The organism is Catellatospora tritici (genome assembly GCF_019083965.1).
GTDB lineage: Bacteria > Actinomycetota > Actinomycetes > Mycobacteriales > Micromonosporaceae > Catellatospora > Catellatospora tritici.
Window position 1 is genome coordinate 19,486 of the sequence record NZ_JAHRCY010000018.1, and the last position, 23,736, is coordinate 43,221.

20 protein-coding genes and 1 riboswitch are annotated in these 23,736 nt (G+C 73.0%); of the genes, 10 read left to right on the forward strand and 10 right to left on the reverse strand.

The window, feature by feature from the left end:
* Positions 1-15: 15 nt before the first annotated feature.
* Positions 16-1,626 (reverse strand): hypothetical protein, encoded by a 1,611-nt coding sequence (locus KUA19_RS31325; RefSeq protein WP_217401813.1) that lies wholly within the window; start codon positions 1,624-1,626, stop codon positions 16-18.
* The gene (locus KUA19_RS31330; RefSeq protein ID WP_217401815.1) at positions 1,623-1,970 is read right to left on the reverse strand and encodes a PadR family transcriptional regulator; all 348 of its coding nucleotides are present in this window, start codon (positions 1,968-1,970) and stop codon (positions 1,623-1,625) included. Before KUA19_RS31330 ends, KUA19_RS31325 begins: the two co-directional genes overlap by 4 nt.
* 183 nt (positions 1,971-2,153) lie before the next feature.
* Between KUA19_RS31330 and KUA19_RS44735 the strand changes: the two genes are divergently transcribed.
* Positions 2,154-3,986 (forward strand): M1 family metallopeptidase, encoded by a 1,833-nt coding sequence (locus KUA19_RS44735; RefSeq protein ID WP_254550400.1) that lies wholly within the window; start codon positions 2,154-2,156, stop codon positions 3,984-3,986.
* Positions 3,987-4,040: 54 nt separating this feature from the next.
* On the opposite strand, the gene KUA19_RS31340 is transcribed toward KUA19_RS44735, so the two are convergent.
* From KUA19_RS31340 to KUA19_RS31350, 3 genes are all read right to left on the reverse strand, one after another.
* Positions 4,041-4,616, reverse strand: a complete 576-nt coding sequence (locus KUA19_RS31340) for a GNAT family N-acetyltransferase (protein WP_217401817.1) — start codon at positions 4,614-4,616, stop codon at positions 4,041-4,043.
* Between the two features lie 15 nt (positions 4,617-4,631).
* A complete protein-coding gene (locus KUA19_RS31345; protein WP_217402039.1) occupies positions 4,632-7,271 on the reverse strand; it encodes an ATP-dependent RNA helicase in 2,640 nt (879 codons plus the stop codon).
* Positions 7,272-7,483: 212 nt separating this feature from the next.
* Entirely contained in the window at positions 7,484-8,881 is a 1,398-nt protein-coding gene (locus KUA19_RS31350) for a glycosyltransferase family protein (protein ID WP_217401819.1), read from the reverse strand.
* A 141-nt stretch (positions 8,882-9,022) separates the two neighbouring features.
* Here KUA19_RS31350 and KUA19_RS31355 point away from each other — a divergent pair, with 141 nt between their 5' ends.
* Entirely contained in the window at positions 9,023-9,661 is a 639-nt protein-coding gene (locus KUA19_RS31355; RefSeq protein ID WP_217401821.1) for a maleylpyruvate isomerase N-terminal domain-containing protein, read from the forward strand.
* Positions 9,662-9,676: 15 nt separating this feature from the next.
* On the opposite strand, the gene KUA19_RS31360 is transcribed toward KUA19_RS31355, so the two are convergent.
* Complete coding sequence (locus tag KUA19_RS31360; RefSeq protein ID WP_217401823.1) at positions 9,677-10,360, reverse strand: hypothetical protein; 684 nt, start codon at positions 10,358-10,360, stop codon at positions 9,677-9,679.
* Between the two features lie 93 nt (positions 10,361-10,453).
* Between KUA19_RS31360 and KUA19_RS31365 the strand changes: the two genes are divergently transcribed.
* Entirely contained in the window at positions 10,454-11,269 is an 816-nt protein-coding gene (locus KUA19_RS31365; protein ID WP_217401825.1) for a hypothetical protein, read from the forward strand.
* Complete coding sequence (locus tag KUA19_RS31370) at positions 11,266-11,631, forward strand: GntR family transcriptional regulator (RefSeq protein WP_217401827.1); 366 nt, start codon at positions 11,266-11,268, stop codon at positions 11,629-11,631. Before KUA19_RS31365 ends, KUA19_RS31370 begins: the two co-directional genes overlap by 4 nt.
* Before the next feature lie 65 nt (positions 11,632-11,696).
* On the opposite strand, the gene KUA19_RS31375 is transcribed toward KUA19_RS31370, so the two are convergent.
* Positions 11,697-12,245, reverse strand: a complete 549-nt coding sequence (locus tag KUA19_RS31375) for a DUF6886 family protein (protein WP_217401829.1) — start codon at positions 12,243-12,245, stop codon at positions 11,697-11,699.
* Positions 12,246-12,303: 58 nt separating this feature from the next.
* Here KUA19_RS31375 and KUA19_RS31380 point away from each other — a divergent pair, with 58 nt between their 5' ends.
* From KUA19_RS31380 to KUA19_RS31395, 4 genes are all read left to right on the forward strand, one after another.
* Positions 12,304-12,615 carry a DUF952 domain-containing protein gene (locus tag KUA19_RS31380; RefSeq protein ID WP_217401831.1) on the forward strand — a complete coding sequence of 104 codons (312 nt, stop codon included), beginning with the start codon at positions 12,304-12,306 and terminating at the stop codon, positions 12,613-12,615.
* A gap of 34 nt (positions 12,616-12,649) precedes the next feature.
* Positions 12,650-14,467, forward strand: coding sequence for a glycoside hydrolase family 15 protein (locus tag KUA19_RS31385; protein WP_308167754.1), 1,818 nt, complete (start codon positions 12,650-12,652; stop codon positions 14,465-14,467).
* Positions 14,468-14,533: 66 nt separating this feature from the next.
* Positions 14,534-14,626, forward strand: a riboswitch (ZMP/ZTP riboswitch).
* A 23-nt stretch (positions 14,627-14,649) separates the two neighbouring features.
* Positions 14,650-16,092, forward strand: coding sequence for a glycine hydroxymethyltransferase (locus KUA19_RS31390; protein WP_217401833.1), 1,443 nt, complete (start codon positions 14,650-14,652; stop codon positions 16,090-16,092).
* Positions 16,093-16,194: 102 nt separating this feature from the next.
* Positions 16,195-16,614, forward strand: a complete 420-nt coding sequence (locus KUA19_RS31395) for a hypothetical protein (RefSeq protein ID WP_217401835.1) — start codon at positions 16,195-16,197, stop codon at positions 16,612-16,614.
* 56 nt (positions 16,615-16,670) lie between these two features.
* Here KUA19_RS31395 and KUA19_RS31400 read toward each other — a convergent pair whose 3' ends face one another.
* The 3 genes from KUA19_RS31400 to KUA19_RS31410 form a co-directional block, all read right to left on the reverse strand.
* Positions 16,671-19,430: a PQQ-dependent sugar dehydrogenase gene (locus tag KUA19_RS31400; RefSeq protein WP_217401836.1), complete on the reverse strand. Its 2,760-nt coding sequence runs from the start codon at positions 19,428-19,430 to the stop codon at positions 16,671-16,673.
* A 182-nt stretch (positions 19,431-19,612) separates the two neighbouring features.
* The gene (locus KUA19_RS31405) at positions 19,613-20,323 is read right to left on the reverse strand and encodes a hypothetical protein (protein ID WP_217401837.1); all 711 of its coding nucleotides are present in this window, start codon (positions 20,321-20,323) and stop codon (positions 19,613-19,615) included.
* A 34-nt stretch (positions 20,324-20,357) separates the two neighbouring features.
* Entirely contained in the window at positions 20,358-20,936 is a 579-nt protein-coding gene (locus tag KUA19_RS31410; protein WP_308167755.1) for an RNA polymerase sigma factor, read from the reverse strand.
* Positions 20,937-21,156: 220 nt separating this feature from the next.
* Between KUA19_RS31410 and KUA19_RS31415 the strand changes: the two genes are divergently transcribed.
* Together KUA19_RS31415 and KUA19_RS31420 are read left to right on the forward strand one after the other, a co-directional pair.
* The gene (locus tag KUA19_RS31415) at positions 21,157-21,543 is read left to right on the forward strand and encodes a hypothetical protein (RefSeq protein WP_217401839.1); all 387 of its coding nucleotides are present in this window, start codon (positions 21,157-21,159) and stop codon (positions 21,541-21,543) included.
* A gap of 2 nt (positions 21,544-21,545) precedes the next feature.
* Complete coding sequence (locus KUA19_RS31420) at positions 21,546-23,675, forward strand: bifunctional polysaccharide deacetylase/glycosyltransferase family 2 protein (protein WP_217401840.1); 2,130 nt, start codon at positions 21,546-21,548, stop codon at positions 23,673-23,675.
* The last annotated feature ends 61 nt before the right edge of the window (positions 23,676-23,736 follow it).

The following is a 23,736-nucleotide window of genomic DNA, read 5'->3' on the forward strand; positions in this document are numbered from 1 at the left end:
GCTGCTACTTTACGGTCATCGACGCCCGCTCCAGGCCGGTATGCGGCGCAGCCCCGCCAGCGCCGCCGCCCCCGCCAGCAGTACCAGCGGCACCGGTCCCCACGCGGGCAGGTCGGGCAGCGTGAGCCAGGCCAGCCAGGCGACGGCGCCACCCCCGCCGATCAGGGCGGCGGTCCGGGGCAGCGTGTCCCGGTGCGCCCAGACCGCGTGCGCGGCCGCGGCCAGCGGCACCACCGCCAGGGTGGCGGCCAGGCCGGTGGTGCGGCCGAGCTGCCAGCCGCTGCCACTCCAGTCGTTGCTGTAGACCCCCACCGCGTACGCCGCCAGCACCGTCACCGCCCCGGCCGTGCCCGCCACCGGCCACCACCGCCGCCCAGCGGCCGTGCCCGCCAGCACGGCACCCACGCCCGCGCAGGTCACCGCCGTGGCCAGCACGTGCCCGGTCACCGCGCCGAGCAGGCCCGCGAACGTGGCCAGCCCGACGGCGTACCCGATCAGCGCCGCCCCGGCGGCACCGGGCGGCAGCCACGGTCCGCCGCCGCGCCCGGCCCGCCGTCTGCGCAGCTCGGCCATGCACAACAGCACCACACAGCTACCCAGCAGCACCTCGGCGAGCCGTCCGAACCGGGGCAGCTCCCCGGCGGCCCGCCAGGTGCCGGTGTCGACCGGACCCAACCATGCCCCGGGCAGCCCGATGAGCAGCGTCGCCCAGAGTCGGCCCCGCGCCTGGGCACCGGTCCCGGCCACCGCCCGGCCTCGCGCCGCGCCGTCCGGCGCGCCGATGGGCGTTCCGGTAGCAGGTCGTGGCCGCAGCCGCCCGTCCTCGGGTCCGGGTGCGTGGGCATGAGCGTGCGGCTGCCGCCACGGCACGCGATGGCGCGGCAGCGAGAGCAGCGCGAGCACCGCGACCGTCGCGGCGACCACGACGCCCACCTGCGCGATGGTCGGCTGGTAGTAGGAGTGCGCGGCGGAGACCGGGCCGGGCCAGGCGCGCGCGACCGCGTCCGCGCCCGCCGCGACGGCCACGGCGCCCAGGGCGAGGCCGACGCGCAGCTCGCCGCCGCCGGGTCGGTCGAGGCGTCCGGCGATCGGCAGGGACAGCAGTCCGAAGCAGAGCAGCGCGCCGAGCACCCACAGCGGCGGCCGGTCCGGTGCAGTCAGCGTCGCGAGCGGCGGCAGGGCGAGGGTTGCCCCGATCGCGCCGCCGATCGCGGCGCGGGCCGTCCGCGCCGGAGCGAGGATCGTGACGCCGAGCGCGACCAGCCAGGCGAGGTACGCCAGGGGCCCGAGGGTGCCGTGGGCACCGGGAGTGCCGCCGCCGAGCGGGCTTGGTTCCACCCGCCACCACAGGAACGCGCTCAGGCCCGCGGCCAGGGCCAGGGCCACCGGTGCGGCGGCGCCCAGCCCCTCGTCGAGGCCGGCGTCGGTGGACAGGCCGAGGCGGCAGCGTACGCCGTTGCGCAGCAGGTCGGTGGTGTCGGCCAGACTTGGGCGGCGGGCGCCGGGCGGGGCGGTGTCGAGCAGGGTGGCCAGCAGTTCGGGGCCTCGGGCCGCACGCCACCAGCGCGGATAGGCGCGCAGCAGCAGCCGGTAGCGGCGCTCCAGCTGGTCGGCCGCCACGCTCATGCCGGGGCGGTGCCCTGGGCGCGGCGCCGCAGCCGGGCCGAGGCGGCTCGGGCGTTGCTGGTCATCCGCTGGATCTCGGTGTCGAGCAGCTGGGCGCCCGCGTCGGTGAGGCGGTAGTAGCGGCGCAGTCGTCCGTCGACGACCTCCTCCCCCGCGGCGGCGACGAACTGCTGCTCGACCAGCCGGTCCAGGGCGCCGTACAGGGTGCCGGGGCGCAGCACCACCCGGCCGTCGGACAGGGAGTCGACCTCCTGGATCACTCCGTATCCGTGCAGCGGGCCCTCGGCCAGCGCGGAGAGGATCAGGAAGGTCGGCTCCTGCAGTGTGGCGCTCACCCCGTTCATACTACGCCCGCCGACACATCCTCGCCCGCCCTGATGACGGCAAACCGCCATCTTCGGCGATCGGTCGGCGTGTCGCGGCGTCGCCTCATGGTGCCACCATCGGCGCACCCATAGATTGACGGCAATGTCCCTCGCGGCACAGCCGGCACACCCCGTCCGGCGACCCATACCTGGAGGACCTCCATGCTTCGAAGAGCAGTGCGCAGCATCGCCACAGGTGGTGCCCTCGCGCTGGTCGCCACCGCCGCCACCGCCGCGCTGGTCGCCGCACCCGCCCACGCGGCGTGCACCCCGGCCCAGGTCGTCGGCAACGCGGGCTTCGAGACCGGCACCACGCCCTGGGGCGGCAGCTCCGGCGTGATCGGCACGTTCGCCGCCCAGCCCGCCCGCACCGGCACCCGCAACGCCTTCCTCAACGGCGTCGGCTCGACGAACACCAAGACGCTGTCGCAGTCGGTCACCCTGCCCGCGGGCTGCAACTCGGCCACCCTGACGTTCTGGCTGCACATCGACACCGCCGAGACGACCACGAGCATCGCGTACGACACGCTGACCGTCCAGCTGGGCACCACCACGGTCGCGTCGTACTCGAACCTCAACAAGGCCACCGGCTACCAGCAGCGCACCGTGAACGTGTCGGCGTTCGCCGGGCAGACCGTGAACCTGGTGTTCACCGGGGTCGAGGACGCGAGCCTGCAGACCAGCTTCGCCATCGACGACGTGGCGCTGAACGTGGCCGAGGGCACCCCCTCCTCGCCCACCCGCACGCCCGCCAACGCCGGGTACACGCTGAACCTCACCAGCGACTCGACCGGCGCGAACTGGACCGGCCACGAGACGATCGGCTTCACCAACGTGTCCTCGGTCGCGCTGAGCGAGGTCTACCTGCGGCTGTGGGACAACTACCACGGCACCTGCCCGTCGGTGCAGCCGATCCAGGTCAGCAACGTCACCGGCGGCACCGCGGGCAGCCTGGAGGTCGCCTGCACCGCGTTGAAGATCACCCTGCCGGCGCCGCTGAGCCAGGGGCAGTCGGGCACGGTCGGCTTCGACGTGTCGATCGCGGTGCCCAACGGCAGTGACCGGTTCGGCCGCGACGGGTCGTACAACTTCATCGGCAACGCGATCCCCGTGCTCGCGGTGCGTGACGGCGCCGGCTGGCACCTCGACCCGTACACCAACAACGGGGAGAGCTTCTACCAGCTGGCCAGCAACTACACGGTGACGCTGGACCACCCGACGGCCGTGCTCACTCCGGCCAGCGGCACCTCCACCGAGGCGCCGGGCGGCACCGGGCGCACCATCACCACCGCGACCGCCAACAACGTGCGCGAGTTCGCCTGGGTGGCCGGGCCGTTCGTCAAGACGAGCACCACCTCGTCGGGCGGCGTGCTGGTGAACACGTACCGCACCTCGGGCATCAGCGCGAGCACCGCCTCCAGCATGCAGAGCACCGCTTCGTCGGCGATGGACGGGCACGGCTCGCGCTTCGGGGCGTACCCGTACGGCGAGGTCGACCTGGTGCTGCACAACAACTTCTGGTTCGGCGGCATGGAGTACCCGGGCATCGTGCTGTCGCAGGCCAGCGCCACTCCGGTCATCCACGAGCTGGGCCACCAGTGGTTCTACGGCATCGTCGGCGACGACGAGTACACCGTGCCGTGGCTGGACGAGGGCTTCACCGACTACGCCACCGACCTGCAGCGCGGGGTCACCGGCACCAACTGCTGGAACAGCGTGAGCTGGCAGAGCAGCGCCGAGAAGGTCACCAACTCGATGGCGTACTGGGACGCGCACTCCAGCCGGTACAGCACCGTCGTCTACACGTACGGCAAGTGCGTGCTGCACGACCTGCGCCGACTCATCGGCACCAGTGCCATGCAGACCCTGCTGCTCAACTACGCCCAGTCCCACTGGTACGGCATCAGCACGGTCGCCGACTTCAAGGCCGCCGCGCAGGCCGCGACCACGACCGACCTGACCTCGTTCTGGACCACCCACCGGGTCGAGGGCTGACCCGGGGGCCGACAGACCGGCCGGACCCGGGTCAACGCCGCCCCGGGTCCGGCTTCACACGTCGGTGCGCAGCCGGGCGTGCAGGTGCGAGTCGTGCCAGCCGTCGGCGTGCAGCAGCGCGCCGCGCAGCAGCCCCTCCACCGCGAACCCGCTCTTGGTGGCGACCCGGCACGAGCCGCTGTTGGCGGTGGAGTGCAGCAGGGTCAACCGGTGCAGGCCGAGGGTGTGAAAGGACCAGTCGGTGAGCGCCGCCAGCGCCCGCACGGCCACCCCGGTGCCGCGGGCGTCGGGCAGCGTCCAGTACGAGACCTCGGCGTACGCCTCGGCCAGCGACATCCCGCGCAGCCCCGCCTGCCCCAGCACCCGCCGCCCGTCGGTGACCGCCCAGCGGGCCCCGGACTCCTGACGCCACCGGCGGTGGCACTCCTCGATCCAGGCCAGGGCCTCGTCGTCGGCGTCCATCCGGCGCACGTGCCAACGCTGAATGCTCGGGCAGTCGAACGCCGCCCGCACCGTCGCCGCGTCGCCGTCGTGCCACGGCCGCAGCATCAGCCCGTCCCCGGCGAGCATCGGCTGCTCGGTCGCGCTCAGCGAGCCGGCGGGCAGCACGGGAGTGATCAGGTCTGGCATCGCACCATCATCGCCTCAGCCGCGCGGTTTCGCCCGCCGGGTCGGTTCGGCGGCGGCCGGATCCTCCGGCCACGGATGGCGCGGATAGCGTCCGCGCAGCTCGGCGCGCACCTGCGGATAACCGGTGCGCCAGAACGAGCCCAGGTCGGCGGTGACCGCGGCCGGGCGCCCGGCGGGGGAGAGCAGGTGCAGCACCACCGGCACCCGCCCGTCGGCGAGCTTCGGGGTGCCCGCCCAGCCGAACACCTCCTGCACCTTCACCGCCAGCACCGGCGCGGCCGGGTCGGTGTAGTCGACGCGGATCCGCGAGCCGGTCGGCACCTCGATGCGCTCCGGGGCGAGCTGGTCGAACCGGGCCGCCTGCGCCCACGGCAGCAGCCGCCGCAGCGCCGCGGCCACATTGGCGCGGCGCAGGTCGTCGCGGCGGCGCGCCTGCGTCAGCTCCGGGCCGAGCCAGTCCCCGATCCGGGCCAGCAGCGTCTCGTCGTCGACGGCGGGCCACGGCTCGCCCAGCGCATACGCGCAGAAGGCCAGTCGCTGCCGCACCGCCACCGCCTCGTCGTCCCAGCGCAGCAGTCGCAGCCCCTCCCGGCGCAGCCCCTCGGCCAGCGCCGCCGCGACCAGCTCCCGATCCGGTTTGAGCAGCGGCTTCTCCGCCAGCACGAGCGCGCCCAGCCGGGTCGCGGTGCGGGCCAGCACGTCCCCGTCGACCCAGGCCACCTCATCGCCGCTGACCAGCAGGTCCGGCGCCGCCGCACGGGCGGTGTCCTCGTCCGCGGCGGCGGCCAGCCGTACCCGGGCGTCCTTGCTGCCCGGCTGCCGGTCGGCCGAGGCCACCGCCAGCCACGTCACCCCGCCCAGGCCGGAGCCGGGCGCCAACTCCGCGGCCGTACCCCCGGTCATCAGGTAGGTCCGCCCTGGCTGGCCCGACCTCGCCGGGCGCAGCCGCGCCAACCGCTCCGGATATGCCAGCCCCACCACCAGCGCCGCCGCCAGGTCGTCGGTCAGCCCGCTCCGGTCCGGGGTCGACGTGCCCATGTCCCGCGACGCCGCCGCGCGGTCGGCTGTCATCGCGGTCCGGTCCAGGGCGGATGTGCCCGTGTCCCGTGGCGCCGCCGCGCGGTCGTCGGCATGCGTGGTTCCGTTCATCGCGGACCCGCTCGCCTCGCGCAGTGCCGTCGACAGGCGTCGCGTCTCGGTGCGCCAGGCCGCGCTCGCGGCCGGGTCGACGCCGTCGCGCAGCCGCCGCCAGGCCTTCGCCAGGTCGTCGGTGGGCGGCTGGCTGTCGGCTGACAGCAGCGCCACCACCTCGGCGGCCCGGTGCGCGCCGACCTGCGGGGCCGCGTCGAGCAGCGCCCGCGCCAGGCGTGGGTGCGCGCCCACCCGGGCGATGGCCCGGCCGCGCGCGGTCACCCGGCCGTCGGCGTCGACGGCCCCGAGCGCGGCCAGGGTGTCCCGGGCCACCCGCGCGGCCGCCGCCGGGGGCGGGTCCGGCAGGGCCAGGCCGGTCCCGTCCGGGCTGCCCCAGCAGGCCAGTTGCAGCATGAACGCGGTCAGGTCGGCGGTGGCGACCTCCGGCTCGGCGTACGCGGGCAGCCGGTCCTGCTCGGCCTGCGACCAGCACCGGTAGACCACCCCGGGCGCCTGCCGCCCCGCCCGACCGGCCCGCTGCTCCGACGACGCCCGCGACACCCGCACCGTGACCAGCGCGTCCAGCCCTCGGGCGAGGTCGGTGCGCGGCGCGCGGGCCAGCCCCGCGTCGACCACGATCCGCACTCCCGGCACGGTCAGGCTGCTCTCGGCCACCGAGGTGGCCAGCACGACCCGTCGCCGCGCGCCCTCGTGCAGGGCCGCGTCCTGGGTGCCCGCGCCCTGGCGGCCGTGCAGGATCAGCACGTCCACGTCGCGCAGGCCGAACAGCCGCGCCGCCACGGTCTCCAGCTCGCGGGCGCCGGGCAGGAACGCCAGCAGGTCGCCGGGGGACTCGTCCAGCGCCTGCCGGATCACGGCGGCGACGTGTTCGAGCAGGCGCGGGTCCACCCGCAGGCCGTACGGCGCGTCCACCGGCCCGGTCGGCGGGCACCAGCGCACCCGCACCGGATGCGGCGAGCCCGCCGCCGTCACCACCGCCGTACCCGCCCCGAGCAGCCGGGCCGTCGTCTGCCCCGCGACCGTCGCCGAGGCGGCGACCAGATGCAGGTCCGGCCGCAGCGCGCCGCGTACGTCCACTCCGAACGCCAGCGCCAGGTCGGCGTCGAGCTGCCGCTCGTGCACCTCGTCGAGCAGCAGTGCGCCGACGCCGGGCAGCTCGGGGTCGCGCTGTAGCCGCTGCACCAGCAGGCCGGTGGTGACCACCTCGATCCGGGTGTCCGCGCTGGTCCGGCTGTCCCCGCGCACGCTGTAGCCGACCGGGCCGCCCAACGCGGTGCCGGTGAGCTCGGCCATCCGGCGGGCGGCGGCGCGGGCGGCGACCCGGCGGGGCTGGGCGACCAGGATCCGGCCCGGCAGCGCGTCGGCCAGGGCCAGCGGGGCGAGGGTCGTCTTGCCCGAGCCGGGCGGGGCGACCAGGACGGCGGTGCCGGTGTCGCGCAGCGCCGCGACCAGGTCCGGGAGCACGGCACGGACGGGCAGGTCGGTGTCGGGCCGCGCGGCCAGCTCGGGAAGCACCCGCCCAGTCTGGCCCACACCCGTTGCGCCACCGCCACACGACCCGGCCACAGCGAGAGCGCCGCCGCCCGGCCCTCAAGATCGTGCAAGTTGCCGGGCACTTGTGCGTATCTTGGACCGTCATTCCCCCGATTGCCCGGCAACTTGAGCGATCTTGAACCGTCCCGCGATCTTGAACCGTCCGGGGGGGGTGCGGGGGGTTACGGGCGGACGAAGGCGATCAGGGCCATGCCCAGCGCGCCCTGGACCAGGGTCGCGCCGACCAGCAGCGCGAACGGCCACAGCCGGGCCGACCGCGCGCACAGCCATGCCACGCTGAGCTGGAAGAACACGGCAAGGAAGATCCACAGGCGGATCGTCTCGCCCCGGTTGACCCCGACCAGGTCGAGGAAGGCGAGCACCGCCAGGCCGCAGGCGGTCAGCGCCGCCACCGGGCGGGCCAGGCCCCGCCGGGCCGCGTCATAAGCCGTGGCTCCGACCAGCACCGTCGCGGCCAGCCCGGCGCACAGCGCGAAGTCACACAGGTTGCGCCACACCCACACCCCGTACGGTCGCGCGGCCCGGACGTTGAACTCGTTGGCGTCGGCCAGCACGTAGTCGAGGTTGACGAACAGGTCGTAGCCGAACACGACCCGCATGCCCAGGTACGCGGCGGCGAACGCGGCCAGGGTCAGCGACACCAGCCGCAGCAGGTCGTACCACGCGCAGGTGCGGCGGTGCAGGGCCAGCGCGATGGTGCCGAGGAAGGCCAGGCCGAGCACCAGCGGCAGCGGTTCGAACAGGAAGGTCAGGTACACCGCCAGGCCCAGCGCCACCGCCCACGGCCACTGCTTGCCGCGCAGGAAGCGCAGGTGCAGCCAGAACGCCAGCAGGATCGGCACCGGGGAGACGGTGTTGAGGATGGGCAGGAACCACAGCCGCCCCGGCATCAGCAGTACCAGGATCAGCGCGTACAGCGCGGTGCGGTGGTCGTCGAACAGTTCGCGGGCGACCGCGTACGCCAGCAGCCCGGTCAGGCTGGACACGGCCACGACCAGCACGCCCTGCGTGCCCGGGTCGGTGGTGACCGCGCCGAGCAGGTGGTAGAGCAGCGTCTTGCCGGGCATGTTGGTGCGCGCGTGCGCGGGCAGTTCGCCCACGATCCGCATGTACCGGGAGATGAAGTCGTACGCCGAGTAGGCCAGCGACGGGGTGTGGAACGAGTTGGCCCGGTCGCTGCCGACCAGCACGGACAGCGGCATGTCGTCATAGGTGCGCATGACCAGCTGCAACGGCACCGCCGCGACCAGCCACGCCCCGACCGCGACGCGTGGTCGCAGGCGCTGGGACAGCCACAGCAACCCCACGACCGCGAGCAGCGCCACCGCCGCGGGCCACAGCTGCCATGCCGAGAACGTCGCGACGTACCGGTAGATCCACCGTCCGGCCCGCGACCCCAGCGGCAGCACCCGCACCGCGAGCAGCACCGCCGCCACCAGGGTCAGCGCGCAGCCGCCGAACAGGGCTCCATGCAGCAGCCGCAGCTGCGGATCGTCGGCGCCGGGCTCCGGTGCGGCAGCGGCGGTGCGTTCGGCGGTGAGCACGGTGCGCTCGCTCAACGACGGTCCTTTCTCGACTCAGCACGAAGACCCTGCGGGCTGGTAGCCAGCAGGGAGTACGTCTCGTCAAACGGTGCGGACCGGCCGGGGATACGCGGTCGGGGTCGTCCGCGGGGGCGGGCGCGCCGGTAGGGTTGGCGCATGACCCCCATGCGTACGGCGTTCCTGTCGGCGGCCCGTTCCGCGGCCGCGCTGCTGGCCGACCCCGCGGTGGCCAAGTCGTGGTCCGGCCCGAGCGCGCTGGCCGGGTTCACCATCGGCGGCCTGGCCGAGCACCTGGGCAGCCAGGTGCTCTCGCTGCCGAAGCTGCTGGCCGACCAGGTCGGCGACGGTGCCGTGATCGGGGTGCTGGACCACTACGCCAAGGCCCGCTGGGTCGGCGCCGACCTCGACGCCACCGTCAACGTGGCCATCCGGCGCACCGGCGAGCAGGCCGCCGCCGAGGGCGCCGCCGGGCTGGTCGAGCGGGTCGACGAGCTGGTGCGGCAGCTGCCGGAGCTGCTCGCGAACGCCCCGGCCGACTGCCACGTCTCCCCGCCCGCCGGGCCGTGGCTGCTGAGCCTGGACGACTACCTGCTGACCCGGCTGATGGAGATCACCGTCCACTCCGACGACCTCGCGTGCGGCCTGGACATCCCGACCCCGGAGCTGCCCGCCGAGGTCACCGAGCCGGTGCTCGCCCTGCTGTCGGCGCTGGCCGTACGCCGCCACGGCACCACCGCCGTGGTCCGCGCCCTCAGCCGCTCGGAACGCTCCCCGGCCACCATCAGCGCCTTCTAGATCCGGGGGAGTCGGCTAGATCCGGGGGAGTCGGCCGCAGGCCGCGACGGCCAGGTAGCGCTGCCAGCCGATGGCCCGGGAATCGGGGAAGTCGGTGGCGTCCCAGCCGCCGTCCGGCAGGACGATGACGTTCGGTGGGTACACCTGGACCGTCTGCTCGCCGAAGAATCGGCGCACCCGCACGGGCACGCCCAGGCGCTCGTACGGGACCAGGTCACAGTCGACGATCTCGTAATCGATCTCGACGGTGATCCGCTCGTCCGGGTGCAACCGGTAGGTGTCCCCGGGACGCAGTTCGGCCCCGCCGGAACTCCACCGGTTGTCGGTGCGGTGCACGTCGCCCAGCGCCACCCGTACCAGGCGCAGGCCGGGCGCGTCGGCGCCGATCCCGGTCAGCTCGACCGTCTGGCTCCCGTCGTTGTGCAGGTACAGCATGTGCCGCAGCCGCGTGCTGGGCTGCGTGACCTGGTTGAACGGGAACTCGACCGTGCCGTCGGAGTAGACATACCGGGCGTCGAAGCCGGGGAAGGCGGCCAGCCGGGGCGTGATGGCGCCGCCTCGCCACAGCACGGCTCCGAGCGCGAGCGCGCCCAGCAGGGCGAACCCGGTGACGGCCAGGCGCAGGCGGGTGCGCCTGGGCAGCGCGCCGGAGGTGGGGTCGAGGCGGGTCCAGACGTCGTCAGGCAGTGTGGCGGTCACGGAATGCCCTCCTGCGGCGGCTTTAGTGGGCGAGGGACCATCAATGTATCAACTGTTTGATACATTGGTGACCCCCTCGGCTGGAGGTACGGCATGACTCAGCTCGGCTACGTCGTCGCGGCGCTGGCCGTCGCGCTCCTGGTCTACGCCGCCACCGACGGGCCCGTGTCCCGGGCCCGGCTGCGGCGCTTCGCCGACCGGCACGCCCTGCCCATGACCGTCGACAACGGACCGCGCGTCATCGCCTACCTCGCCGTCACCCGCCGCTGGCGGGCCGCGGGCGTAGCCTTCGGCTTCGTGCTCTATACCCTGCCGTGGCTGGCCGAGGACCGGTTCGGCATCAACTTCACGTACCTGCTCGCGGGCTGGTTCGTCGGGGCGCTGCTGGCCGAGGCCAGGCTGGCCCGGCCGGTGGCGGGACGGCGCGCGGCGAGCCTGCTGCCGCGTACGCCCGCGCGCTACCTGCCGCCGCTGCTGCGCGGGGCACTGCCCGTGGCGGCGCTGCTGTGCCTCGTCCTGGCCGGGCTCAACGCGCTGTGGCCGCAGCCGTTCAGCCTGACCGAGGGCGTCTCCTGGCCGGTACGGTTCGCGGTGTGGCTGGGCACCACCGCCGTGGTGCTGCTGCTGGTCCGGGTGGTGACCCGGGCGGTGCTGCACCGGCCGCAGCCGGTCGCCGCGCCGGACGTTCTCGCCGCCGACGACGCGGTGCGGTCCCGCTCGCTGCACGTGCTGGCCGCCGCCGGGACCGCACTGGTGCTGTACTGCGTGCTGGCCGAGCTGGCACTGCTGCTGGCGGGCGATCCGGTCACCACGGCGGTGCTGGTCATGGCCGGAACGGTGGCGGTGCCCCTGCTGGGGTGGCGGCTGGCCACCCGGCCCTGGACGGTCCCGGCGGGTGCCGTCTGGTGATCGTCGAGTACGACCCGAACTCGCCGGTCCCGCCGTACGAGCAGGTCCGGCGGCAGCTCGCCACGATGATCGGCAGCGGGGTGCTGCCGGAGGGTACGCAGCTCCCGTCGATCCGCCAGCTCGCCGCCGACCTGGGCGTGGCGACCGGGACCATCGCGCGCGTCTACCGCGAACTGGAGGTCGAGGGGCTGGTCGTGAGTCGGGTGCGGCACGGCACGACGGTCGCGGCCCGGCCGGTGCTGAGCCGGACCGAGGTCGCCGACCGCCTGGCCGAAGCGGCCCGCGCCTACCTGGCCACCGCGCGCCTGCTCGGCGCCGACCTCGACACCGCCGTCGCCGCCCTCCACACCGCCGCCCGCTGACCGCCCCCGCACCGCCCCGGCGCGGGCTGGGGCGGCGCGGGTTGGGGTGAGGGGGCGGTGGGTGGTCAGGCGGCGGGGGCTGGGGCGGGGCGGGCGCGGGACAGGCGGATTCCGCTGAACTGCATGGTCGAGGCGATGATCGCGTGCCACAGCGGCCACAGGTTGTTCAGCACCCGCAGCTGGATGCCCGCCTGGTCGTACAGCTCCAGCAGGTCGCCGACGAGTTCGGCGGGGCCGAGCGGGACCACCGGCTCGGTGGCGACGTGGGCGTGCCGGACGGGCTCGCCGAACGGGCGGAACCGGTCGGCGGGCAGGCGGTAGGCGTACAGCCGGACCGACCGCAGCGCGGGCAGCCAGCCGTACTCGATGGCGTGCAGACGGGTGCCGCCGCCGGGGCCGAGGATGGTCGCGGCGTCGGCGGCGGTGGTGTCGGGGCCGATCCAGGTCAGGGCGCGGGGGCAGCCGCGCGGGAACCAGTAGTCGGGGCAGCGGTCGTGGTCGACCGCCCAGACATACGCCTCCGGCTGGCGGGCCGTGGCGGCGATGTGCGGTTCGAAGCGGGTGATCGACGGGTCTTCGGAAAAGTGGAGTACCTCACCGGGTCCTGGTCGCATCCGGCCAGACTCGCATGCCCGACCTGGCCGCTCCACCGAATATCGATAGGCTGCACGGATGATCTACCAGATAGCACTGCCCGAAGACTGGGCGCAGGCGCAGTTCACCGGCAGCTACACGGTGTCGACGCGGGGCGTGAGCCTGGAGCAGGAGGGCTACCTGCATGCCAGCGACACCCTGGAGCAGATCGAACGGGTCCGGCAGCGGTACTACGCCGACCGCTCCGACCTGCTGCTCCTGGTGATCGACGAGGCGCGACTCGAGGTGCCGGTGGTGCGGGAGAGCCCGGCCGGTTCGACCGAGCTGTACCCGCACATCTACGGCCCGCTGAAGCTGACGGCGGTGGCCGAGGTGCGCCCGCTGACCTAGGTCTACGCCCCTCACCAGGGAATATGCTGAAGCGGTGGAGCCGCGGGACGAACGGGACGGGCGCTACCTGCCCATCTCGGAGCACGGCATGATCGGCGACATGCGCAGCGTGGCGCTGGTCGGCGTGGACGGCACCATCGACTGGTACTGCTGCCCGACCTTCGACGCACCCAGCGTCTTCGCCGCGATCCTCGACGCGGACCGGGGCGGGGCGTTCCGGCTGGCGGCCACGGTGCCGGCGCGTACCAAGCAGTTCTACTTCCCCGACACCAACGTGTTGATCACCCGCTTCTACGCCGCCGACGGCGTCGGGGAGATCCAGGACTTCATGCCGATCCTGGGCGACTCCACCGAGGCGGACCGGCACCGCCTGATCCGCCGGGTGCTGTGCGTACGCGGCACCATGCCGTTCTCGGCCGTGGTGGCGCCCCGGTTCGACTACGGCCGCTCACCGCACACGATCCGGCGGCAGGACGGCCTGCTGGTGTTCGAGTGCCCGCAGCTCAAGCTCGCGTTGACCGCCAGCGTCCCGGTCGTCGACGACGGCTGCGACGTGCGCGCCGAGTTCAGCCTGACCGAGGGCGAGGCGGCGGTCTTCGCCCTGGACCGCGTCGATGGCGCGGTCGCCCCGCGTGACTGCCCGGTGCACGAGGCGGCCGAGCAGTTCGAGCAGACGGTCTGCTACTGGCGCCGCTGGCTGAGCCAGTCCCGCTACCGGGGCCGTTGGCGGGAGATGGTGCACCGCAGCGCGCTCACGCTCAAGCTGCTGACGTACGCCCCGACCGGCGCGATCGTGGCCGGGCCGACCACCAGCCTGCCCGAGCAGATCGGCGGCGAGCGCAACTGGGACTACCGCTACGTCTGGATCCGCGACGCCGGGTTCTGCGTGTACGCGATGCTGCGGCTCGGCTTCACCGGCGAGGCGACCGCGTTCATGGACTTCCTGTCCCGGCACGTCAGCCTGCGCGACGGCGACCAGGCCCCGCTGCAGATCATGTACGGCATCGACGGCCGTACCGAGCTGCCCGAGCAGGAGCTGCCGAACCTGGAGGGCTACCGCGGCTCCGCCCCGGTCCGTATCGGCAACGCCGCCGTCGACCAGCTCCAGCTGGACATCTACGGTGCGCTCATCGACTCGATCTACCTGTACGACAAGTGGGTGCAGCCGATCTCCAGCGACCGCTGGGAGGAGGTGCACGACCTGGTGGACTGGGTCTGCGAGCACTGGGACACCCCCGACGAGGGCATCTGGGAGACGCGCGGCGGCCGCAAGAACTTCCTCTTCTCGCGGCTGATGTGCTGGGTCGCCATCGAGCGGGCCATGCGCATGGCCAACCGGCGCGGCCTGCCCGCCGACCTGCGCCGCTGGCGCGAGGCCCGGGACGCGGTCTACCACTGGATCATGAAGAAGGGCTGGTCGCCGGAGCGCGGCGCGTTCACCCAGCACGAGGGCGAGGACGTGCTGGACGCCTCGGTGCTGATGATGCCGATGATGAAGTTCATCGCGCCCACCGATCCGCGCTGGTTGTCCACGCTGGACGCGCTCACCGCCGACCTGGTCTCCGACTCGCTGGTCTACCGGTACGACCCGAAGGTCAGCCCGGACGGCCTGCGCGGCGACGAGGGCACCTTCTCGATCTGCTCGTTCTGGTACGTCGAGGCCCTCACCCGGGCCGGGCGCCTGGACGACGCGCAGCTGGCTTTCGGGAAAATGCTCACTTACGCCAACCACGTCGGCCTGTTCGCCGAGCAGATCGGCCAGACCGGCGAGCAGCTGGGCAACTTCCCGCAGGCCTTCACCCATCTGGCCCTCATCAGCGCCGCCTTCAACCTCGACCGCGCCCTGGGCTGACGGCATGTCGACGTCGTCCCGGACGGTGAGCCAAGACCCCGGGAGCCTCGATCGGTTGCTAGGCTCGTCGTGGGCCGTGACTGGCGCGCTGGGATGGGATCGACCATCGGGAAGCGGCCCCGTCATCGTGACGCTGTGCCGTGCGCCTGGGCCCCCTTCCGCATCGCCAAGGAGGTCCGGCCATGTCCGGTGAGCTGTCGAACGAGTCCCAGGCCTTCCGCTACGCGCTGGAGGCCGTGCGCGCGGTGGAGCCCGCCGTCGCCGCCGCGATCGGCCAGGAGCTGGCCGACCAGCGCGAGTCGCTCAAGCTGATCGCCAGTGAGAACTACGCGTCGCCGGCGGTGCTGCTGGCGATGGGCAACTGGTTCAGCGACAAGTACGCCGAGGGCACCGTGGGCCGCCGCTTCTACGCGGGCTGCCGCAACGTCGACACGGTCGAGGCGTTGGCGTCGCAGCACGCCAAGGAGCTGTTCGGGGCGCAGCACGCGTACGTGCAGCCGCACTCGGGCATCGACGCGAACCTGGTGGCGTTCTGGGCGATCCTGGCGTCGCGGGTGGAGAGCCCGGCGCTGGAGAAGGCGCAGGTGCGCCACGTCAACGACCTGACCGAGGCGGACTGGTTCAACCTGCGCCGCGAGCTGGGCGACCAGCGGATGCTGGGCATGTCGCTGGACGCGGGCGGCCACCTGACCCACGGCTTCCGCCCCAACATCTCCGGCAAGATGTTCGAGCAGCGCAGCTACGGCACCGACCCGGCCACCGGCCTGATCGACTACGCGGCGCTGCGGGAGACGGCCCGGGAGTTCCGGCCGCTGATCATCGTCGCGGGCTACTCGGCGTACCCCCGGCTGGTGAACTTCGCGACCATGCGCGAGATCGCCGACGAGGTCGGCGCGACCCTGATGGTCGACATGGCCCACTTCGCGGGCCTGGTCGCGGGCAAGGTGCTGACCGGCGACTTCGACCCGATCCCGCACGCGCAGATCGTCACCACCACCACCCACAAGTCGCTGCGCGGCCCGCGCGGCGGCATGGTCCTGTGCCAGTCGGAGCTGGCCGACCAGGTCGATCGGGGCTGCCCGATGGTGCTCGGCGGCCCGCTGCCACACGTGATGGCGGCCAAGGCGGTGGCGTTGGCCGAGGCCAAGCGGCCGGAGTTCCGCGACTACGCCCAGCGCATCGTGGACAACTCGAAGGCGCTGGCCGAGGGGCTGCTCAAGCGCGGCGCGACGCTGGTGACCGGCGGCACCGACAACCACCTGGTGCTGCTGGATGTCTCGTCGTACGGCCTGACCGGCCGCCAGGCCGAGTCGGCGCTGCTGGACTCGGGCATCGTCACCAACCGCAACGCGGTGCCGCAGGACCGCAACGGCGCCTGGTACACCTCCGGCATCCGGCTGGGCACCCCGGCGCTGACCACCCGCGGGCTCGGCACCGCCGAGATGGAGCAGGTCGCCGACCTGATCCACACCGTGCTGTCGCAGACGACGCAGGCCGCGGGCGCCGACGGCAAGGTCTCGCTGGCGCAGTACCGGCTGGCCGACGGCGTCGCCGACACGGTTTCCCGCCGCGCCGCCGACCTGCTGTCCGGCCACCCGCTCTACCCGACCGTCGACCTGGGCTGACCCGACCCGCACGACAGGACGGCCGCTGGGGCACCGCCCCGGCGGCCGTCTCACGTTCCGGACGGGACTGCGGCGGTCGATGTCTGGTGGCACACTGTGTCGATGCGAGAACTGTCGATGGGTCCGGATCGGACCGCCGCGCAGCCGCAGGAGCGGGCCGGGCGCGGTTGGCTGGTGCGCGGGCTGCTCGTCGCGCTGGGCTGGTACGTGTTGGCGCTGGGTTGGTACGCCTACGACGACATCACGGCCGGACACGATGACGGCTGCTTCTCCATCTGTTTCTTCCCCGACCGCCGCCTGATGTGGCAGCTGGTCTTCGGGGCCACCGTGCTGGTGCTGGCCGTCGCGGTGGTGCCGCTGCTGCTGGCCGCGCTGCGCCTGCTGCACCACTGGCTGCGCTCCAGTGTGGTGGCCGGGACCGTGGCGGCGCTGATGGGCTTCGCGCCGCTGCTGTTCGGCGTGATCACCGTCGTGATGGTGATCTACCTGCTGGACCGGGGCGGCGTCATCCACATGAGTTGAGCCGGTGGTCGACCCTTCGGTCGGCCACCGGCCCAGGTGTTGCGGTGCTTGGAACGTCAACCCTTGTTGGCCGCCTGCGGGCGCGGGCCCGCGGCCACCATCGAGATCTTGTCGTTCAGGTCGGCGCCGACGAACGGGTGGTCGCCCGGCCCGAAGTACCGGCACAGCCCCAGCTCGACCACGGTGTTCTTGCCGCTGGACTGCTCGCAGGCGACCGCGCGCCAGCCCGGGTTCACCCGCAGCGACGTGACCTTGTCGTTGCCGACCTTGCCGAGCTGATCCAGCGCCGCCTCGTAGAGGCCGTTGCCGTACGTGGTGCTGCTGCCCTTCAGGTCGCGGTCCTGGTAGGCGACGGTGCCGTCGCCGGTGCCGGGTCCGGCGTACACGGCCAGCAGCGACACCGCGTCGTCCAGGTCGGTTCCGGCGAGGTTGTGCTCACCGGCCGGGAACGAACGGCAGCGACCCAGGTTGGCCGTGCCCGCTCCGGTGGTGCCGTCGTTGGCGCAGGCCACCGCGTGGAAACCGGGCTCCACCCGCAGCGTGGTGAGCGCGTTGTCGCCGACGGCCTTGAGCTCGCCGCGGCTGCCCTCGTACACCCCGGGTTCGAAGCTCTGCTCGTCGCCCTTGGCCCCGGCCTGCCCGAACGCGGTCACCGGCGGGCCGACGATGCCGACCAGTGAGATCTTTCCGGCCAGGTCGCCCAGCTGCTTGTACGTGCCGCTGTCGAAGATGCGGCAGGTGCCCAGCCCGGCGGTACCGGTGCGGTCCTTGTCGCAGGCGAGGGCTCGGTAGCCGGGGTTGACCTTCAGCGAGTTGATCGGCGCGCTGTCGCCGCCGTCGAGCTCGCCCGCGACCGACTCGTACATGCCGGTGCCCAGGGTCTGCGCCGGGTCGCCGAGGTCGGTGTCGCGGTAGCCGACCACGCCGCGCCCCGCCTCCGGTCCGCTGAACACCGCGACCAGCGAGGCCTGGTCGTTGAGTTCCGCCAGCGCCGGGTGCTCGCCCGGCCCGAAGTAGCGGCAGGTGCCCAGGCCGGTCGGGGCGGCCGCGCCGCCGGTGCAGACCAGGGCCCGGTAGCCACCCGCGACCTTGAGCGAGCTGGCGCTGTCGTCCTCGACGTCGCCGAAGCCGGTGCCGGTACCGTCGAAGATGCCGGTGCCCAGCTTCTTCGAGTCGCCCCGGAACGAGCTGTCGGAGTAGAGGGTGACCGGCGAGGTCGAGGCCTTCTGTGCGTACCGGATGCGGTAGATCTTGGCGCCGCTGTCGGTGGCGGCGCCGCTCTTGGGGTACAGGCCGGTGAAGTAGAGCCCGTCCGGCCCCGGGGCCAGGCCCGCGACGCTGGTCTTGCCGCTGCCGGTGTACTGGACCAGGGTCTTGGGGTCGTCGACCTTGCCGTCCTTGTCGAACTCGAACTCCACGATCCGCTTGCCGCGGCTCTGCGGGCCCGAGGCCCAGGTCGGGCCGCTGAGGGTGACGAACGCGTGGCCGTACTTGCCCTGCGGGAAGCCCGCCGCGTGGAAGACGCTGGGCTCGGTGAACGCCACGTTGACCGGGCCCTGGGTGGTCTTCCAGTTGTAGAGGGCGTTCTTCGTCATGCCGCTGGCGCCGCCGCTCCAGTGGTAGTCGCCGCCCTTGGTGACCCGGGCGAACCGGTCGTTGGACGACGGTCCGTTCTCGACCTCGTAGTGCTGGCCGTCGGCGACCCGCCAGGCCCCGCCGAACGGGTTGCGCAGGCCGTACGCCCAAACGTAGCTGCGCGCCTCGTCGGGCTCCTTCGCGTCGTAGAACGGGTTGTCGGCGGGCGCGGTGCCGTCGAGGTTCATCCGCAGCACCTTGCCGCGGAACGAGTCGAGGTCCTTGGCGGTGCTCGAGTCCATGCCGTCGCCCAGGTGCACGTAGAGCTTGCCGTCGGGCCCGATGGTCAGGTTCGAGATCTGGTGCGAGGCCGACTGCTCCTCGTCGTCCATCTTGATGACCGTGGTCTTCGTGGCCGCGGTGAGACCGCCGTCGGTGCTGTGGAAGCGCACGATCTTCGGCAGCAGGTCGCCGTGGTCCTTGGAGATCATCGAGGCGAACACGTCGCCGCTCTTCGGGTCGACCACGATGCCGGTCAGGCCCATCTCGCCGCTGCCCGGGAACTGGGCGCTGGGGTCGAAGTCCAGCAGGTCGTCGGCGTACGTGCTCTTCTTGAAGCCGCCGGTGAAGACACGGATGCGGCCGTACAGTTCGGTGACGTAGAACAGCGGCTTGTTCGGGTCGCCGTTCCAGTCGGGCACCATCGCGATGTTGACCGGCAGCTTCATGTCGTCGCCCACCTCCTCGACGACGTACCCCGGCTCGGACACCTTCCAGTCGGACGCGCCGGGCAGCGGCTTCTTCTCCACGTCGGTGCGGAACCGGCGGCTGGAGTACGGGCCCCAGCCGCCGGTGGTGTCGCGGTGGCGCACCCGCAGCGTGTACGTCCGGTCCGGCGCGAGGTCGTGCCGGTCGGCGAAGGAGTGCTCGAACACGCCGTCGCCCAGGTGCACGTGCACCCGCCCGGTGCCGCTGACGCAGCCGGCGAACCAGACCCGCTCGCCGCTGGTCGGATTCTCGGTCCAGATCTCCCAGTCGGTGCACAGGTGCGCGTCGCCGGCGTCGTTGTTCTGCATCGGCCGCGTTTCCATGTGCACGTCCGCACCGCTGACCAGCTTGCCTTCGGCGTCCGGCTCGGTGATGACGGGCGCGGCGGGCGCGACCGCCGCCTGCGCGGGCGCGGCGCCCGCGGCGCCAAGCAGCAGTACGGCTGACGCCAGCGCGGCGCCCACCACACCCATCCGTAGTCCATATCTCATGCGGAAAAAGCCCCCCGTGTGTCAACAAATGCGACAAACGAGGTCAGGCTACCCATATCAGACTCGACGGCAGAGCGTACGCGCCGCGCCTCGAGCTGATCCGGAGGAAGAAGAGGGGGGACCAGCATGGGTGCGCCAAGCTGGTCCCACCGATACAGCGTGCGTCAGCGCGCCGGTGTCACACCCTTACCGGAGTCACCTGACCGGTGCGCCGACGGCACCGGCGACGGCGCCGGATGTGGTGATTTCTCCGGCTTCTTCGACGGCTCCGGAGTTGGCCGCTGGCCCCCGCCTGGACCGGACTGGGCCGCCAGCAGCTCGGTGCAGAACCCGGCCGGGTCGCGCCCGGCGGCGGCGAGCAGCTCCGCGTACGCCGGGTTCGTGGTCGCCTTGGCCTTGTTCGGGTCGGACAGGTAGGACCGGCACTGCCCGTGCACCTTCGCCGCGGCGGACGGCAGCGCCACCGGGGACGAACTCGGCGACGCCGACGGCGAACCGCCCGCTCCCGGTGCGGAGGGACCCCCCGCCGAGGCCGAGGCGACCGTCGGTGGGCTGGGCGGTGACGGTCGGAAGAACGGGCCGGGCAGCACTCCCGTGCTCGCGGCGAACGCGACGCCGCCGACCGCGGTCACCGCGAAGATCGCCGAGATCTTGAGCAGCATCGCCCGCCGCAGCGTGCCGCGTCGCCGACCCCGGGTGGCGGCGGCCGACTGCCGATACGCCGACATGGCCATGGCCAGCCCGGCCAGCTCGGACGCCTCGCCGGGCGCGGCAGCCTGGGACAGCACCCGGTGCAGCCGCGGGTGGGCAGCCGACGGCTCGCCGCCGAGCAGCCGCTCGGTGTCGTCGGGGTTCAGGGGAGGTCGCGCGCTCATCTCATCTCCTTGAGCGTCCAACTCGCCGCAGCTGTCACGGCCGTGCCTGTGGGTCGGCCTCGCCCAGCAGTTCCGCCAGTCGGCGCAGGCCTCGGTGGGCGGCCATTCGCACGGCGCCCGAGCGCTTCCCGAGCACCTGCGCGGCGGCCTGCGCGTCCAGCCCGATGACCGCGCGCAGCAGCACCGCCTCTGCCTGGTCCGGCGGCAGCGAGGCGATCATCGCGAGCGCCCTGCCGGTGGTGATGATCTGCTCGGCGGAGGCGGCGGTGTCCTCCCGGCCGGCCAACTCGACCAGATCCTCCACCGGCACCGGCTGAGCGGGGCGGCGCTGGTGGTGGCGCAGGTGGTCCATGGCCCGGTGCCGGGCGATGGTCGCAGCCCACCGGCGGAACCCGGCCTCGTCGCCCCGGAACGTGTGCAGGTCGCGCACGATGTGCAGCCAGGTCTCCGAGGCCACGTCCTCCGCGTCCCCGCCCACCAGCAGTCGCAGGTAGCGCAGCAGGCCGGGCTGCAGTTCGGCGTACAGCCGGGCGAAGGCGGACTCGTCACCCCGGGCCGCGGCCTGCACAGCCGCCGAGAGGTCGGTCGCGGGACGCGGCTGCACCTCGGTCACCGACCGCTCCTCTCCACCGAACTCGGAGCAATGATTGTGCACCGCGCCGGCGGCCGCGCGCGCACCCGTGCCGTCCGGCGAGGGATCCATCTCACGTCACAGTGACACTGCGTGGTCTCGCGACGCTTTACCTGCGGGGTGCGGGTGAGCGCGCCCGGTGGCCGCGGCGGGTCCCACGCGCAGCGGTCGTCACGAGGCGACGGCGAGGTCGAGCAGCAGCATGAGCAGGCGTACGGGTCGCAACCGACCGGTGTTCGTCGACCGCACAGGGCGGCGGCGTCGGTTGTTCACCATCGCGGCGGCGACCGGTGGGGTGCTCCTCACCACCACACTGGGTGTCGTCGTGGCGGGCTTCTTCGGCGCTGCCAGCAGCCTGCCCGGCCTGCCGCAGCTCGGACCCGACCATCCGCCGGCCGCGGAGACGGTCAGCCCGGAGCCGGTGCCCTCCACACCGGCACCCGAACCGACGCGTCAGACGGTGCCCTCACCCGCCCCCACCGCCTCGGCCGCGCCGACCACCGGACCCGCGCGGCCGACGCCATCCGCGTCCACGGTCACGCACGGCAACCGGCCGTCCGCGCGACCCACCCCCTCGAAGAAGAAGTAGCGATGTCCCGTCACGTCAAGCGGCGCGAAGCGCGTGCCCACTGGGTCCTGCTGACCATGGTGCTCGCCGTGGCTCTCGGCGGACTGTGCCTCAACGGCTACGTCGAGCACGTCGGGGCCGAGGGCGCCGGTCCGGTCGCGCCGGGCGACGACACGCCCGCCCCCGACGAGGTCCTGGCCGGCGGACCGGTGGTGCGGCCGAACCCGGACGGGACGGTGACCAGCCGCTCCCTGCCCGCTCGGACCATCGCGCTCACCTTCGACGACGGCCCGGACCCGGTCTGGACGCCGAAGGTACTGGACGTGCTGGCCCGCCACCAGGTGCCGGGCACCTTCTTCGTCGTCGGCGCGCAGGTGAACAAGCACCCCGACATCGCCAGGCGCATCGCCGACAGCGGCAGCGAACTCGCCGCGCACACGTTCACCCACGCGAACCTGACCGCGACCGGGCCGTGGCTGCGCGACGCCGAGCTCACCCTGACCGACAACGCCATCGCGGGGGCGACCGGCCGCCGGCCGACGCTGCTGCGACCGCCGTACTCCTCGACCCCCGACGCCGTCACCGCCGGGCTGTACGCCGTCATACGCGAGGCGGGCGCCGCCGGCTACCTGACCATCCTGGCCGACCTGGACACCAAGGACTGGAGTCGTCCGGGAGTCGACGCGATCGTGTCCGCCGCGACCCCCCAGGCCGGGGCCGGAGCGGTGGTGATGATGCACGACGCGGGCGGCGACCGGTCGCAGACCGTGGCCGCGCTGGACGTGCTCATCCCGCGACTGCAGGAGGAGGGTTATCAGTTCACCACCGTGTCGCAGGCGTTGCGACTGCCCGATCCGCCGCCCGCGGCGTCGGCACAGCGGCTGCGGGGCCAGGCGCTGCGCTGGGCGCAGCTCGGCTCGGGTGGGCTGGCCACGGTGATGACGTGGCTCATGTCCGCCGCGCTGATCCTCGGCGGCCTGCGCCTGGTGGTGCAGGTCTGGTGCACCCGGGTGCACGTGCGGCGGGTGCGCCGGTCGGCCCGGCGGCGCAAGCGCTATCTCGGGCCGGTGTCGGTGATCGTGCCGGCCTTCAACGAGTCCGCCAACATCCAGGCCACGGTGCGTTCGCTGGTCGACAGCGATTACCCCGAGGTCGAGGTGATCGTGGTCGACGACGGTTCCAGTGACGGGACCGCCGAGCTGGTCCGCCGGATGCGGCTGCCCAACGTACAGGTCGTCGAGCAGGAGAACGCGGGCAAGCCGACCGCCCTCAACACCGGCGTCATGTTCGCCCGCGGCGACATCCTGGTCATGGTCGACGGCGACACCGTGTTCGAGCCTGACTCGATCGGCGAACTGGTGCAGCCGCTGGCCGACCTGGAGGTGGGCGCGGTCTCCGGCAACACCAAGGTGGCCAACCGCGGCGGGCTGCTCGGCCGCTGGCAGCACCTCGAGTACGTGATGGGCTTCAACCTCGACCGCCGGATGTTCGACATCGCCCGGTGCATGCCCACAGTGCCGGGGGCGATCGGCGCGTTCCGCCGCGAGGCGGTCGTCGACGTGGGCGGGGTGTCCACCCAGACGCTGGCCGAGGACACCGACTTCACCATGGCCATCATCCGGGCAGGCTGGCGGGTGGTGTACGCCCCGGACGCGATCGCCTGGACGGAGGCGCCGGCCAGCCTGAGCCAGCTGTGGCGGCAGCGCTACCGCTGGTGCTACGGCACCATGCAGGCGATGTGGAAGCACCGCCGGGCCCTGTTCGAGGGCGGCGCCTCCGGGGTGCTGGGCCGCCGCGGCCTGGCGTACCTGCTGCTGTTCCAGGTGATCCTGCCGCTGTCGGCCCCGATGGTGGACGTCTACGGCCTCTACGGCGCCTTCTTCCTGCCCCCGGCGCAGGTCGCCGCCGTGTGGCTGGGCTTCACCGCGCTGCAGATGCTCACCGCCGCGTACGCGCTGCGCCTGGACGGCGAACGGCTCGGGCCGGTCTGGAGCCTGCCGTTGCAACAGATCGTGTACCGGCAGCTCATGTACCTCGTAGTGATCCAGTCGACGGTGATGGCGCTGATCGGCGACCGGCTGCGCTGGCACCGCATGGTCCGCACCGGCGCCGTGGCCGAGCACGCGCGAACGGGGGTGGGCGCGGGCCGGTAGCAGTCGAGTGACACATCCGCATCTGTCGGCGCCTTAAACAGGGAACCTTGTTTCCTGTTTC

Coding starts and splice junctions, on each gene's coding strand:
- KUA19_RS31330 (WP_217401815.1), bottom strand. CDS start 1,970: ATGAACGGGGTGAGCGCCACACTGCAGGAGCCGACCTTCCTGATCCTC.
- KUA19_RS31375 (WP_217401829.1), bottom strand. CDS start 12,245: ATGCGACCAGGACCCGGTGAGGTACTCCACTTTTCCGAAGACCCGTCG.
- KUA19_RS44735 (WP_254550400.1), top strand. CDS start 2,154: ATGCTTCGAAGAGCAGTGCGCAGCATCGCCACAGGTGGTGCCCTCGCG.
- KUA19_RS31420 (WP_217401840.1), top strand. CDS start 21,546: ATGTCCCGTCACGTCAAGCGGCGCGAAGCGCGTGCCCACTGGGTCCTG.
- KUA19_RS31415 (WP_217401839.1), top strand. CDS start 21,157: ATGAGCAGGCGTACGGGTCGCAACCGACCGGTGTTCGTCGACCGCACA.
- KUA19_RS31395 (WP_217401835.1), top strand. CDS start 16,195: ATGCGAGAACTGTCGATGGGTCCGGATCGGACCGCCGCGCAGCCGCAG.
- KUA19_RS31380 (WP_217401831.1), top strand. CDS start 12,304: ATGATCTACCAGATAGCACTGCCCGAAGACTGGGCGCAGGCGCAGTTC.
- KUA19_RS31340 (WP_217401817.1), bottom strand. CDS start 4,616: ATGCCAGACCTGATCACTCCCGTGCTGCCCGCCGGCTCGCTGAGCGCG.
- KUA19_RS31405 (WP_217401837.1), bottom strand. CDS start 20,323: ATGAGCGCGCGACCTCCCCTGAACCCCGACGACACCGAGCGGCTGCTC.
- KUA19_RS31325 (WP_217401813.1), bottom strand. CDS start 1,626: ATGAGCGTGGCGGCCGACCAGCTGGAGCGCCGCTACCGGCTGCTGCTG.
- KUA19_RS31365 (WP_217401825.1), top strand. CDS start 10,454: ATGACTCAGCTCGGCTACGTCGTCGCGGCGCTGGCCGTCGCGCTCCTG.
- KUA19_RS31355 (WP_217401821.1), top strand. CDS start 9,023: ATGACCCCCATGCGTACGGCGTTCCTGTCGGCGGCCCGTTCCGCGGCC.
- KUA19_RS31400 (WP_217401836.1), bottom strand. CDS start 19,430: ATGGGTGTGGTGGGCGCCGCGCTGGCGTCAGCCGTACTGCTGCTTGGC.
- KUA19_RS31390 (WP_217401833.1), top strand. CDS start 14,650: ATGTCCGGTGAGCTGTCGAACGAGTCCCAGGCCTTCCGCTACGCGCTG.